The sequence below is a fragment of the Streptomyces sp. NPDC002838 genome, assembly GCF_040295365.1.
Lineage (GTDB): Bacteria > Actinomycetota > Actinomycetes > Streptomycetales > Streptomycetaceae > Streptomyces.
The window spans coordinates 70626-83269 of record NZ_JBEOVF010000005.1 but is presented as its reverse complement, the minus strand read 5'-3'; the positions used below and the strand labels follow the sequence as shown (position 1 = coordinate 83269).

At 70.3% G+C, this 12644-nt stretch carries 11 protein-coding genes; 4 read left to right on the top strand and 7 right to left on the bottom strand.

Annotation, left to right across the window (positions count from 1 at the left end; genetic code table 11):
- Positions 1-75 precede the first annotated feature (75 nt).
- From ABT063_RS08975 to ABT063_RS08965, 3 genes are all read right to left on the bottom strand, one after another.
- Positions 76-1446, bottom strand: a complete 1371-nt coding sequence (locus ABT063_RS08975; protein ID WP_351056535.1) for a hypothetical protein — start codon at positions 1444-1446, stop codon at positions 76-78.
- A gap of 75 nt (positions 1447-1521) precedes the next feature.
- Complete coding sequence (locus ABT063_RS08970) at positions 1522-4539, bottom strand: glycoside hydrolase family 3 protein (protein WP_351056534.1); 3018 nt, start codon at positions 4537-4539, stop codon at positions 1522-1524.
- Between the two features lie 77 nt (positions 4540-4616).
- Positions 4617-5030 carry an ATP-binding protein gene (locus ABT063_RS08965; protein WP_351056533.1) on the bottom strand — a complete coding sequence of 138 codons (414 nt, stop codon included), beginning with the start codon at positions 5028-5030 and terminating at the stop codon, positions 4617-4619.
- A gap of 112 nt (positions 5031-5142) precedes the next feature.
- Here ABT063_RS08965 and ABT063_RS08960 point away from each other — a divergent pair, with 112 nt between their 5' ends.
- The 4 genes from ABT063_RS08960 to ABT063_RS08945 are packed head-to-tail and all read left to right on the top strand — an operon-like array spanning position 5143 to position 6761.
- Positions 5143-5964, top strand: coding sequence for a helix-turn-helix domain-containing protein (locus tag ABT063_RS08960; protein ID WP_351056532.1), 822 nt, complete (start codon positions 5143-5145; stop codon positions 5962-5964).
- Positions 5961-6149 carry a DUF397 domain-containing protein gene (locus ABT063_RS08955; protein ID WP_351056531.1) on the top strand — a complete coding sequence of 63 codons (189 nt, stop codon included), beginning with the start codon at positions 5961-5963 and terminating at the stop codon, positions 6147-6149. The genes ABT063_RS08960 and ABT063_RS08955 overlap by 4 nt, the downstream gene beginning before the upstream one ends.
- Positions 6150-6157: 8 nt before the next feature.
- A complete protein-coding gene (locus ABT063_RS08950; protein WP_351056530.1) occupies positions 6158-6463 on the top strand; it encodes a hypothetical protein in 306 nt (101 codons plus the stop codon).
- 13 nt (positions 6464-6476) lie between these two features.
- Positions 6477-6761, top strand: a complete 285-nt coding sequence (locus ABT063_RS08945; RefSeq protein ID WP_351056529.1) for a hypothetical protein — start codon at positions 6477-6479, stop codon at positions 6759-6761.
- A 19-nt stretch (positions 6762-6780) separates the two neighbouring features.
- Here ABT063_RS08945 and cimA read toward each other — a convergent pair whose 3' ends face one another.
- The 4 genes from cimA to ABT063_RS08925 all read right to left on the bottom strand — a co-directional run bounded on the left by cimA (position 6781) and on the right by ABT063_RS08925 (position 12611).
- Positions 6781-8385 carry a citramalate synthase gene (gene cimA / locus ABT063_RS08940; protein ID WP_351056528.1) on the bottom strand — a complete coding sequence of 535 codons (1605 nt, stop codon included), beginning with the start codon at positions 8383-8385 and terminating at the stop codon, positions 6781-6783.
- A gap of 328 nt (positions 8386-8713) precedes the next feature.
- Positions 8714-9970, bottom strand: coding sequence for a TolB family protein (locus tag ABT063_RS08935; RefSeq protein WP_351056527.1), 1257 nt, complete (start codon positions 9968-9970; stop codon positions 8714-8716).
- 239 nt (positions 9971-10209) lie between these two features.
- Positions 10210-11298, bottom strand: a complete 1089-nt coding sequence (locus ABT063_RS08930; RefSeq protein ID WP_351056526.1) for a branched-chain amino acid aminotransferase — start codon at positions 11296-11298, stop codon at positions 10210-10212.
- 269 nt (positions 11299-11567) lie between these two features.
- On the bottom strand, positions 11568-12611 hold the full coding sequence (locus tag ABT063_RS08925) for a 3-isopropylmalate dehydrogenase (RefSeq protein WP_351056525.1): 1044 nt from the start codon (positions 12609-12611) through the stop codon (positions 11568-11570).
- Positions 12612-12644 lie beyond the last annotated feature (33 nt).

Here is a 12644-nt window from a genome sequence, read left to right as displayed (position 1 = left end):
CTTCGTACGACGTCCCACGGGCCCGGCGCCGTTCCGCGCCGGGCCCGTGCCCGTTCCCCTGCCTGCCCCCAGGCGTCAGAACCCGCCGCCGAAGTCCCCGCCGCCGAATCCGCCGCCCCCGTAGTCCCCGCCGCCGAATCCGCCGGTGAAGTCGTCGGTCTGGAAGTCCGCGCCGGAGACGTCGCCGCCCTCGTAGCCGGCGCCGCCGAAGTCGCCGTAACCGGAGCCGTAGTCGGCCGCGTAGGCCGGGCTGGCCATCATGCTGCCGAGCAGCGTGCCGATGAGCAGGCCGGGCAGGATGCCGCCGCCGAAGTAGCCGCCCGCCCAGGGGCCGTAGGCGGGTCCCGCCTCCCAGTACGGGCGGCGGCCCTGCTCGGTGTCGACCTCGCGCACCACCGGGTCGCGGCCGTCGGCCAGGCGGGTCCGATCGGCCGCGCAGACCGGGACATCGCGGGATTCGCCGCCCGGCGGCGTCCAGGTCGCGTCGGCGACCGAGGGGCCGTGGCGGGGGTCGAAGAAGCAGGGCGGGCGCCGTTCGGGCAGCGGCCGGGCCTCGCGGCGGGCGGCCAGCCGGGCGAGCGAGAAGCGGCCGTCGTCCAGGGCCTGGGTGACGGCCCGCACGTCCTCGGGCCTGCCGGCCTCCGCCATGAACTTCTTCGCCTTCTCGTACTCGTCCAGGCCCCGCTCGTAGTCCGCTCGCATGGCGTCGTCCGCGCCCGGTTCGCCCGGATGGAAGTCGAGGCGGTCCAGTTCCTCGCCGAAGGCGGTGATGTCCTCGTCGACGACGACCCGCAGCTTCTCCAGCGCGGCCCGCTGCTCCTCCTCGTGCCGGCGCCGGTTGCGCCGGACGATCGCGTACGCGCCCGTGCCGCCCGCCACCAGGACCGCGCCGGCGGTGATCAGCGCGGCGGTCGACACTCCGGTGTCGCCGTCGGCGGAACCCCAGGAGGAGGGGGCCGAGCCGCCCATGTTGGTCACGGCACGGTCGCTGAAGTCGTCGAGCTGGGTCCCCGCGTCGCCCTCGCCCCGGACGCTGTTGACCAGGTTCCGCACGGCGGTCTGCGACAGGACCGCGGAGTCGGCCCGGGCGTCGAATTCGTCGCCGAGGCGGATCGCGTACAGGCCGGTCACGCCGGTGGCGGTGCGCAGGTCGGTGAACAGGTCCTGCTTGGGATAGTCGTCGGGCAGGACGGCGACGAAGAGGGGCTTGTCGGCATCCTCGATCTGCTTGGCCAGGGCGTCCGCCTCGGACTCCGACAGCTGGTCGGACGCGGCCGGATCGACGTAGACGGGGTCCTCGCGCAGGGCCTCGGCGATCGTCGAGACGCTGGTGGCCGCCTCCGCGCGCGGGGCGCCCGCCATCAGGACGACCAGGGCCGTCAGGACGGCGAGCGCCAGCGCGGTCAGCAGTCCGGCAAAGCTACGGGTCGATATTGCGACCTTCATACTTCGAAGCTACCCGAAAGCCAACAAAAAAGGCTCATCCGGGCGAGCGGGAAAGCGTGAGCGGGAAACGGTGGATCAAGCCGCCCGATACGCCGCCGTCAGCTTCTCCACCGCCTCTCCGTACCGTCCGGTCAGCAGCAGGTGGTCCGCGTCCGCGAAGGGCTTGGCGACCGCCGCCGTGACGGCCTGGCCCACCTTCTGCTGGACGATCAGCCGGGCCTTGGTGACGAGCGCACGCCCCGCCTTGTCAGCACCGGCCCTCTCCGCCGCTCCGGCCGCGATGCCGAGCGCCGTCAGCGTCGCCCGGCCGCCCTCCGGCACCTTGGTCAGGGTCGTCAGGCCCCAGCCGTACGGGTACTGCGGGTCGTACGCCGTGTCACCGACGTTGATCGGCAGCTGCGCCTCGGACTTCGGCCAGGTCACGGGGAGCTGCCCGGTGAAGGGCCGCCTGCCGTAGAGGACGTCGGCCACCCCGTCGCCCTCCGTGCCCGGCAGCCAGGACGCCACGAGGGCGTCGATGTCGCCGAGTCGGTCGCCGATGAGCTGGGGGCGCCCGGAGACGATCAGCACCGCGCACTTCATCGCGGCGCACACCTTGTCGACGGCGGCCTTGTCGGCGGCACTCAGCTCCAGGTCATGACCGTTGCCGACATCGCCCATGCCCTCGGCGTAGGGGGTCTCGCCGACGACGACCACACCGACGTCGTGACCGCTGGTCGGCGCGGAGGCGTCCTTGGAGTAGGTGACGTCTCCCCCGGCGTTCCGCATGCCCTCCAGGATGGTCGTGCCGGGCGTGATGTCACCGGAGGAGCCCTGCCAGGTGACGGTCCAGCCGCCGGTCTGGTTGCCGATGTCGTCGGCGTTGGAGCCGGCCACGTAGACCTTCCGCGCCTTCTTCAGAGGCAGCACACCGCCCGCGTTCTTCAGCAGCACCTGCGACTCGGCGGCCGCCTGCCGGGCCACGGCCCGGTGTCCGGCGGAGCCGATCTCGGAGGCGCCGCTGGTGTCGGCGTACGGCTTCTCGAACAGCCCGAGCCGGAACTTCTGCGTGAGGATGCGCGCGACGGCGTCGTCGATCCGCCGCTCGCTGACACGGCCCGCCTCGACCTCGTCGACGAGCGCGGCGTGGAAGTCCTTGTACGCGTACGGGACCATGATCATGTCGAGGCCCGCGTTGACCGACGTACGGACGTCGGAGGCGTAGTCGCCGGGAAGCTGGTCGATGGCGGCCCAGTCGCTGATGACGAAGCCGTCGAAGTCCATACGGCCCTTCAGTACGCCGTTGATCATGTCGGCGCGGGCGTGCATCTTCACCGGGCCCTGGCCGTCGCCCGCGATGTCGAGCGAGGAGAAGGAGGGCATGACCGTGCCGACGCCCCGGTCGACGGCCGTGGTGTACGGCGCCAGGTGGACGGCCTCCAGCTGCTGCCGGGTGACCTTGGTGATGCCCTGGTCGATGGTGTAGGTGCCGGTGGTGGAGGAGCCGTACTCGGTGCCGCCGTCGCCGACGAAGTGCTTGGCGGTGGCCAGGACCTTGTCGGGGCGCTTCAAGTCCCGTCCGTCCCGGGCGCCTTGGAGGCCCTGGATGACGGTCTCCATGGCGTCCACGAGGGCCGGGTCCTCGCCGAAGGCCTCGTAGGAGCGGCCCCAGCGGTCGTCGCGGGTGACGCAGAGGCAGGGGGCGAAGTCCCAGGGGATGCCGGTGGCTCGGACCTCGGCGGCGGTCACCGCGCCGGTTCTGTAGGCGAGTCGGGGATCTCTCGCGGCCCCGATCCCGATGTTGTGCGGCATGATCGTGGCGCCAACCAGGTTGTTGTGGCCGTGCACCGCGTCGACGCCGTAGATCAGCGGGATCTGGAACCGCGTCGCCTGCGCCCGGAGTTGGAAGGCGTCGATCATCTTCGCCCACGCCTCGGGGGTGTTGGGCGTCGGAGTGGAACCGCCGCCGGACAGCAGCGAGCCGAGATCGTACGCGGCGATGTCCCCCGGAGCCGTGACGACGGCACCGCGCTCGGCCTGGGTCATCTGGCCGGCCTTCTCCGCCAGGGACATACGGGAGAGCAGGTCGGTGACGCGCTTGTGCACCGGCAACCTGCTGTTCAGATACGGCAGTCCGTGCGCGTCGACGACGAGCTGCGGGTTCTCGGCCGGGGGCTTGGCGCCGGTGACCGTGAGCTTCAGCGAGATCGTCTCGGCGGACTCGGCGGACCGGTCCTTGAGCGTGGGGAGGCGGAGGGTGCGGGAGGTGCCGGAGGCGGTGCCCGCGGGGAAGGTGAGGGTGCCGGCGGCCGGGGTGTAGTCCTGGCCGGGGTCGGCGGTGCCGGTCGTGGTCGTCTCGTAGGTGACGGTCACGGGTTCGTCGATCGGGGCGGAGCCGGTGGTGGCGACGGTGACCTGCACGGCCGCCGTACCGCCCTCGTCGACCGGGTACACGGCCGCGTCGGTGGTGACGGAGGCGCGCAGCGACTGGTCGGCCCTGCCGTACAGCTCGACGGCGTCCATGGCGAACTCGCCCTTGACGCCGACGGGGAGGGTGACGGCGTATCCCCACATCTCGGTGAGGCCGAGGACCTGGTCGATGCCGCCGACGGGCTGGTAGTCGGTGCGGTAGGTGAAGTCGGTGAAGGGGATCTCCACCTGCTTCCAGCCGGTGAAGTCGTCGGTGAAGGAGGTCGTCCAGAGTTCGGAGGCCTCGCCGTCGGCGCCGCCGTCCCTGATCTCGAAAGCGATCTTCTTGCCGTTGTCCTGGCCGTCCCACCAGAAGCGGATGCCCTTGTGAGCGGACCAGTCGTGGGCGGGCTCGGCGAAGGCGAAGCCGTGGGTGAAACCGCCGTAGCCGCTGATGTCGTAGGCGCCGGTGAGGACCTTTTCGCCCTCGGGGGCGTCCTCGCGGGCGGTCAGCCGGAGCTCGGGCGGGTCGTCGCTGTCGCTGCCCCAGGTGAAGATGCCTTCGGCGGGCGGTTTGGCGAAGGGGACCTCGCCTTCGAAGCGGTCCACGGGGACCGGGGCGGGATCGTCGGCCGCTTGGGCGGACACCATCGGCAGCAGGGCCGCCAGCAGTGCGGCGGAGGCGAGCAGGGCGGTTCTTCGCATGGAGCTTCCCCCTTGGCTCTCGTGGTCCACTCATGACTTACCCCACGCCGCGAGTGAACTGGCGGCCCAGTAGACCGTCAAGGCACCTGGCAGCCCCGGAACTCACACCAGACGACTTTGCCCGGATCCCGTTCCCTCACGCCCCAGTCGTCGGCCAGCGCCGCCACCAGCAGCAGCCCGCGCCCCTCCTCCGCGTCCGGCCTCGGCTTCGGTACGCGGACTTCGCCCGGCCCGCTGTCGTGGACCTCGACGCGGAGGACTCCGTCGGTGGTGAGGGTCAGGGAGAGCTGGAAGCAGCGGTTCGGCGGTACGCCGTGCAGGAGGGCGTTGGTGGCGAGTTCGCTCATGCAGAGCAGTACGTCGTCGCTCCGGCCGGTCAGGCCCCAGTCGGCGAGGGTGACGCGGGTGAGGTCCCTGGCGACGCCCACCGACCTGCGGTCACGGGGGTAGAGGGCGGTGCGGGCTCGGAGGAGTTGGGCTTGGGCGTTCATGGAGCGACTGTCACAGGGAGTCACTAGTGTGAGGCAGTGGGTGAGGTCGTAGTTCTGGTTACTACGACCTCACTACGAGGAGTTCGTGTGCCGACGGGGGAAAGGGACAGCCATGCACACGGCCAAGAAGCCCAGGAAGGTCAGTTCGTGGCGTGCGGTCGGGGCGCTGCTGGCGCACTGCCGGAGGAAGGCCCGCCTCACCCAGGAGAGACTTGCCGAGCTGGCGAACATCAGCGTGGACACGGTGGGGTCGATCGAGCAGGGGCGGCTGGCACTCCAGCCGGACCGTGCGGAGCAGTTCGACGAACTGCTGGGCACCGGTGGGGTGCTGGCCGTGCTCGTGGAGCAGATGCCGGTGCGGGAGAAGGTGGTGCAGTTCGCGCAGTCGCTGGTGGATCACGAGCAGGAGGCCATGAGCTTCCTGTCGTATGAGACTCAGGTGGTTCCAGGGCTGCTTCAGACACGGGAGTACTGTCGCGCCGTTGTCGACTACCGGTATCCCGCGCTGGGCAGTGAGACCGTCGACCAGTGGGTGGAGTCCCGCATGGAACGGCAGTTGGTCTGGCAACGGGACCGCCCGCCCGTGGGCCACTTCGTCATCGAGGAGAGCATCCTGCGGCGAGAGGTCGGCGGACCGGATGTCATACGGAACCAGATCAGGCAGATCCTGGAGTACACCGAGCCCATCCACATGAGCTGCCAGATCATGCCGATGAACCGGACACCTCATGCCTGCCTCGACGGCCCCATGGTGTTGCTGGAAACGCCGGACTACGAACGCCTCGTGTACCTCGAAGTACAGCGCGCCAGCTTCCTCATCGACGATCCCGACGAGGTCAGCGACTATCACCACAAGTATGGAATGCTGCGGTCACAGGCCCTCTCACCCGACGAGAGCGTGCGCCTCTTGCACGGCTTGCTAGGAGACCGATGAGCACCGCACTTCAGTGGATCAAGTCCAGCTACAGCGGCAGCGAAGGCGGCAACTGCATCGAGGTCGCCACCCAGCCCTCCGCCGTTCACATCCGCGACTCCAAGAACACCAGCCCCATCCTCACCGTGGCGCCGGGCACTTGGGCCGCCTTTCTCGGGCTCGCGCGGCAGGACGGGCACGTGTAGGCACGCCGATGGCCGACGGGGGGAACGAGTGGTGGGCCAGTGAGCCCGAGAAGGAGCTGTACAAGAAGGCCGTTCGGGCCTGCCTCGACGATCCACGGCTGAGCGAACTGCCGACTCAGCGGCCGACGGTGACGGTCGAGGCCGTGGTGGAGGCGATGTGCTCGCCTCCCTACGCGGAGAGGGCACCCGCGCGGCTGTCGCTGCGCGGGATCCGGGAGAACAAGGACTTCCGGCCCTGGTGTGCGGGCCTGCTGGTTCCTGATCTCGCTGTTCGTCAGCCTGTGCCGGGGATACATCACCAGGGCGGGTCATGACGCTCCGGAACTGGTGAGGCTGTCGTATCTCCACCGGATACGGCGCGCGGTGGTCGAGCCGCTCAGAGGTCCGCTGCGCCTGCTTCCGTTCGCGCTGCCCGCCGCCGCGCTCGTGGGCCTCGGCCTGCTCGCCGAGGCCCGTCAGGAACTGGCCGTGTCGCCCTACGGCGCACGCGCCGTGCTCGATGACATCCGCGGGGCCTGGGACCTGGACCCGGTGTCCGCCCAAGGGTCACAACTGGCGGTCGTGATCCCGCCGCCATGGGGCACCACGTGCACGTGGCACCCCCGGCCCTGAGCGACCTCCGTACGGTGCTCTACTCCGCCGGCTCCACACCCGCCCGCAGCAGCCCGTACGTGTAAGCGTCCTCCAGCGCCTGCCACGACGCCGCGATGACGTTTTCGGCGACACCCACCGTCGACCACTCCCCCGCCCCGTCGGACGTCGAGATCAGGACCCTCGTCGTGGACTGGGTGCCGTGCACGCCCTCCAGGATGCGGACCTTGTAGTCGACCAGGTCGAGCTTGGCGAGCTGCGGGTAGATCCTCTCCAGCGCCACCCGCAGCGCGCGGTCCAGGGCGTTGACCGGGCCGTTGCCCTCGGCCGTGGCGACGATGCGCTCGCTCTTGGCCCAGAGCTTGACCGTGGCCTCGTTGGCGTGGGTGCCGTCGGGGCGGTCCTCGACGATCGCGCGCCAGGACTCGACCTCGAAGTACTTCAGGGGCTTGCCCTCGACCTCGGCGCGCAGCAGCAGCTCGAAGGACGCGTCCGCCGCCTCGTACGTGTAGCCCTTGAGCTCCCGCTCCTTCACCCGGTCGACCACCCGGCCGACCAGCTCGCGGTCGCCGCCCAGGTCGATGCCGAGTTCCTTGCCCTTGAGCTCGATTGAGGCGCGGCCCGCCATGTCGGAGACCAGCATCCGCATGGTGTTGCCGACCAGCTCGGGGTCGATGTGCTGGTACAGGTCCGGGTCGACCTTGATGGCGGAGGCGTGCAGGCCTGCCTTGTGGGCGAAGGCGGAGACGCCGACGTAGGGCTGGTGGGTGGAGGGGGTGAGGTTCACGACCTCGGCGATCGCGTGCGAGATACGGGTCATCTCGCGCAGGCGCCCGTCGGGCAGCACCTTCTTGCCGTACTTCAGCTCCAGCGCCGCCACCACCGGGAACAGGTTGGCGTTGCCGACCCGCTCGCCGTAGCCGTTCGCCGTGCACTGGACGTGGGTCGCGCCCGCGTCCACCGCGGCCAGCGTGTTGGCCACCGCGCAGCCCGTGTCGTCCTGGGCGTGGATGCCGAGCCGGGCGCCGGTGTCGGCGAGGACCGTGGCGACGACCGCCTGGATCTGGGCGGGGAGCATGCCGCCGTTGGTGTCGCAGAGGATGACGACGTCGGCGCCGGCCTCGGAGGCGGCCCGCACGACCGCCTTGGCGTAATCCGGGTTCGCGCGGTAGCCGTCGAAGAAGTGCTCGCAGTCGACGAAGACGCGGCGGCCCTGCTCCTTCAGGAAGGACACCGTGTCGCGGACCATCTCGAGGTTCTCGTCCAGCGTGGTGCGCAGGGCGAGCTCGACGTGGCGGTCGTGGGACTTCGCGACCAGGGTGACCACCGGGGCACCCGAGTCCAGGAGCGCCTTGACCTGCGGGTCGTCCGCCGCCTTCGCGCCCGCCCGGCGGGTGGCGCCGAAGGCGACCAGTTGGGCGTGCTTGAAGTCGATCTCCTGCAGCGCGCGGGCGAAGAACTCGGTGTCGCGCGGGTTGGCGCCCGGCCAGCCGCCCTCGATGAAGCCCACGCCGAACTCGTCCAGGTGCCGCGCGATGGCGAGCTTGTCGGCGACGGTGAGGTTGATGCCCTCCCGCTGGGCGCCGTCGCGCAGGGTGGTGTCGAAGACGTGGAACGAATCGTCGAGCTCGCTGGTTTCGGTCATGGTCTGAAGGCTCCTGTGTCGGATCTCGGTCTTTACCGGAATGACCGGCTCCACCGTCCCCACATAGTCCCTCGCGCTCTCGCCTCCGGCTGCGGGTGGGCCAGAAAAAGCGAAAAACCCCTCGCGGGTGCGAGAGGTCTGCGCGCGGGTCGAGGACGACGGTGTCCGCCCGTACCTGGTCGTACGTGGCGGTCACTGCGGACCGGCGCGCCTGCTGCCAATAATCATGGCGAACGAGAGCACGGAGGCAGTCTGGCACAATCTGCCCCCGTGCTCACCGTCCGTCTCAGAATGCGAACCCGTGATCTCTCGTGCGGGGCACGGAAACTCAGCGGAGGCGGCGGACGAAGCCGTCGTAGTGGCCGTTGGTGTCGCCCGGGACGAGCTGGGCGGATTCGCTGCCGAGGCCGATGCGCCCGGCACCCGCGCTCACCGAGACGGCCGACACGGAGGCGTCCGTGACGGGTTCGCCGGCGACGGACTCGCTGACCAGACGGGTGGTACCGGTGCGCAGGTCGCGGAGGTAGACGTTGGCCGGCCCGAGGCGCCCGTCCGCCAGACGCGGATCCGCCTGATAGGCCAAGTACCGGCCGTCCGGGCTGAGCAGGGGCTGGCGGGCCCCGTCCTCGCCGGCGGGGCCGGGGTCGACGCGCCGGGTGACGTCCGTGCGCAGGTCGCGGACGTAGAGGTTGGTGCCCTCCCCGGGGGCCTCGCCCGGGACCAGTTCGCCGCTCGGATAGTGGAAGGCGATGGTCCGGCCGTCCGCGGCGAGCGAGGCGGGCAGCGCGTAGTACTGGGCGGGGCTGCCGTCCGGCTTGACGTTGACCTGTTCCTCGGTGCCGGTGCGTCGGTCGTGCACCCACGTGACGCCGTTCCCGCTGCGCGGCACGAGCTGCGTGTACGCCACGTGGCGGCCGTCGGCGCTCAGGCCCTGCAGGAGCGCGGGGTTGTCCGGGCGGTTGTGGTTGCTGATCCGCTCCGTGGTGCCGGTGCGGCGGTCGAAGACGTAGACGGCTCCGAACAGGTCGCGCGCTCCGCTCTCCATCCGGTCGGCCTTGGCGTTGAAGGCGATGTAGCGGGCGTTCGCCGACATGTGGGCGCCGGCCGCGAAGGCGGACCCGCCGTCGAAGCCGACGCTGATCCGCTGGGTGGTGCCGGTGCGCCGGTCGTGCAGGTAGATGTCGTCGGCCGCCTCGTTCGTGGGCGGGTTCTCCCAGTGGACCAGGTTCCTGGCGTTGGAGCGGAACAGGACGTACCGTCCATCGGCACTGATGGCCTGCGCGGACGACGGCATGTCGGCCTGCGCGCCGTCCGAACTGACGCTGACCCGCTCGACGGTCCCCTTGCGCAGGTCACGCACGAAGACGTCCGAGTGCCCGTTGGTGTCGCCGGGCACCATGTTGGACGCGTTCGCGGTGAACACCGCGAACCGGCCGTCGGTGCTGAACTCCGGTCCGTACGCGTCGTCGTCGCCCTGCTCTCCCGTCGCCGACAGTGTGACCCGCTCGGTCTCCGGCTTCGGCGCCGGCGCCGCCGACGTCGCCGACAGCGCGACCATCGCCCCCGCGAGCGCTGCGACGGACACCCCACGCATGGTTCTGAGCACGATTCCCCCTGTTTCCCCGTTGACGCATCTCCCCCGGCCCCGCGCCGAGGGCTCCCTTGAGGCAAACGCATCACCCACCACGGGGTCAATCCCCCGAATTGAGTACAACCCGGGCAACTCCTCAAGCGTCCGCGAGGAGGACTCTCAGCAGCGGCTCGTACGCGACCGGGCCGCCGCGGAGACGAAGTCCGGGGCGGCCCGAGCAGCACGGTCGAGAACTAGCCCAGCTTGTGCATCCAGCCGTGCTTGTCCTCCGTGACACCCCGCTGGATGCCGAGCAGCGCCTCGCGCAGGCGCAGGGTGACGGGGCCGGGGTTGCCGTCGCCGTGGGTCCAGGCGGCGTCCTTGGTCTTGGCGTGGCCGATGGGTGTGACCACGGCCGCCGTGCCGCAGGCGAAGACCTCGGTCAGGGCGCCGGAGGCGGCGTCCTCGCGCCACTGCTGGAGGGTGACGACGCTCTCCTCGGCGGTGTAGCCGAGGTCGCGGGCGACCTGGAGGAGGGAGTCGCGGGTGATGCCCTCCAGGATCGAGCCGGTGAGGGCCGGGGTGACGATCCGGTCGCCGTAGACGAAGGCGATGTTCATGCTGCCGCTCTCCTCGACCTTCGTGCGGGTCACCGCGTCGAGGTAGACGACCTGGTCGCAGCCGTTCTTGGCGGCCTCGGCCTGCGGCAGCAGCGAGGCCGCGTAGTTGCCGCCCGTCTTGGCGTCGCCGGTGCCGCCGGGGACGGCACGGACGTAGTCCTCGGAGACCCAGATGGTGACCGGCTTGACGCCGCCGGCGAAGTACGCGCCGGACGGGGAGGCGATCAGCATGAACAGGTACTCGTTCGCCGGGTGCACGCCGAGCGCGGCCTCCGTGGCGAACATGAACGGGCGCAGGTAGAGGGACTCCTCGCCACCGTGCGGCGGGACCCAGTCGGCGTCCTGGGCGAGCAGCGCGTCCAGGGCCGCGATGAACAGTTCCTCGGGCAGCTCGGCCATGGCCATGCGGCGGGCGGAGTTGCGGAAGCGGCGGGCGTTGGCCTCGGGGCGGAAGACGGCGACCGAGCCGTCGGCCTGGCGGTAGGCCTTCAGGCCCTCGAAGATCTCCTGGCCGTAGTGGAGGACGTGGGTGGAGGGGTCGAGGGAGATCGGCCCGTACGGGACGAGCTGCGCCTCGTGCCAGCCGCGGCCCTCGGTCCACTTGATCGTCACCATGTGGTCGGTGAAGTGGCGTCCGAACCCGGGGTTGGCCAGTATCGCCTCGCGCTCGGCGGCGGAGAGCGGGCTGGCGGAGGGCTTGAGCTCGATCGTGGGCGTCGTCATGAGTGGGTGTCCTTCACCGGTTGTTGAGTGACGGGCCGCGCTCACGCCCGTACGGCCAGTGGCCAGTGCTAGGACGTCCGAGCATTCCCTCAATCCGCGGCTCCGCGTTCGATTATCGCGCGGGGGCGGCGGCGGAAGGAATCGGGGTGAAGGCGACCCAGGGATCGATGGTGGCACCCGGCGGGGACATGGGGAAGCCGCCGGGTGCGGATACGACCCGGCGGCTTCGACAAGAATCTCGCGAAAAGAGATCGAGTGGCGCGGCGGGGTCAGCCGGCTACTCGTACGGCGAGCGCGTCGCCGATTTCCGCGGTGGAGCGGGCGGGCTTGCCCGTGCGCTCCGCGAGGTCGGCGGAGACGGCGTCCTCGATGCGGGTGGCCTCGGCGTCGTAGCCGAGGTGGCGCAGGAGGAGGGCGACGGACAGGACCGTGGCGGTGGGGTCGGCCTTGCCCTGGCCGGCGATGTCCGGGGCCGAGCCGTGCACGGGCTCGAACATCGAGGGGAACTCGCCGGAGGGGTTGATGTTCCCGCTCGCGGCGACGCCGATGCCGCCGGAGACGGCCGCGGCGAGGTCGGTGATGATGTCGCCGAAGAGGTTGTCGGTGACGATCACGTCGAAGCGCTCGGGCTGCGTGACCAGGTAGATGGTCGCCGCGTCCACGTGCATGTACTCGGTGGTGACCTCGGGGAACTCGGCAGCCACCTTGTTGAAGATGTTGGTCCACAGGTGACCCGCGAAGGTCAGCACGTTGTTCTTGTGGATCAGTGCCAGCTTCTTGCGCGGGCGGGCCTGGGCGCGGGCGAAGGCGTCGCGGACCACGCGCTCCACACCGAAGGCCGTGTTGACGGAGACCTCGGTGGCGACCTCGTGCTCGGTGCCCTTGCGGATCGTGCCGCCGTTGCCGGTGTACGGGCCCTCGGTGCCCTCGCGGACCACGACGAAGTCGATCTGCGGCTCGCCGGCCAGCGGGGTGGCGACACCCGGCAGCAGCTTCGACGGACGCAGGTTGACGTGGTGGTCGAAGGCGAAGCGGAGCTTGAGCAGGAAGCCGCGCTCCAGGACGCCGGAGGGGACGCTCGGGTCGCCGATCGCGCCGAGCAGGATGGCGTCGTGCTTCTTGAGGGCGTCGAGGTCGGCGTCGGTGAGGGTCTCACCGGTGGCGTGGTAGCGCTTGGCGCCGAAGTCGTAGTCCTTGGTCTCCAGCTTCACATCCTGCGGAAGGACGGCGGAGAGGACCTTCAGGCCTTCGGCCACGACCTCCTGGCCGATGCCGTCACCGGGGATCACTGCGAGATTGATGCTGCGAGACATGTCGGCACCGTACTCCTTGTCCCATGGGATGAC

Excerpts from the sequence above, each read along its gene's own strand:
- ABT063_RS08975 (WP_351056535.1), bottom strand. The coding sequence starts at position 1,446 with ATGAAGGTCGCAATATCGACCCGTAGCTTTGCCGGACTGCTGACCGCG.
- ABT063_RS08970 (WP_351056534.1), bottom strand. The coding sequence starts at position 4,539 with ATGCGAAGAACCGCCCTGCTCGCCTCCGCCGCACTGCTGGCGGCCCTG.
- ABT063_RS08965 (WP_351056533.1), bottom strand. The coding sequence starts at position 5,030 with ATGAACGCCCAAGCCCAACTCCTCCGAGCCCGCACCGCCCTCTACCCC.
- ABT063_RS08960 (WP_351056532.1), top strand. The coding sequence starts at position 5,143 with ATGCACACGGCCAAGAAGCCCAGGAAGGTCAGTTCGTGGCGTGCGGTC.
- ABT063_RS08955 (WP_351056531.1), top strand. The coding sequence starts at position 5,961 with ATGAGCACCGCACTTCAGTGGATCAAGTCCAGCTACAGCGGCAGCGAA.
- ABT063_RS08950 (WP_351056530.1), top strand. The coding sequence starts at position 6,158 with ATGGCCGACGGGGGGAACGAGTGGTGGGCCAGTGAGCCCGAGAAGGAG.
- cimA (WP_351056528.1), bottom strand. The coding sequence starts at position 8,385 with ATGACCGAAACCAGCGAGCTCGACGATTCGTTCCACGTCTTCGACACC.
- ABT063_RS08930 (WP_351056526.1), bottom strand. The coding sequence starts at position 11,298 with ATGACGACGCCCACGATCGAGCTCAAGCCCTCCGCCAGCCCGCTCTCC.
- ABT063_RS08925 (WP_351056525.1), bottom strand. The coding sequence starts at position 12,611 with ATGTCTCGCAGCATCAATCTCGCAGTGATCCCCGGTGACGGCATCGGC.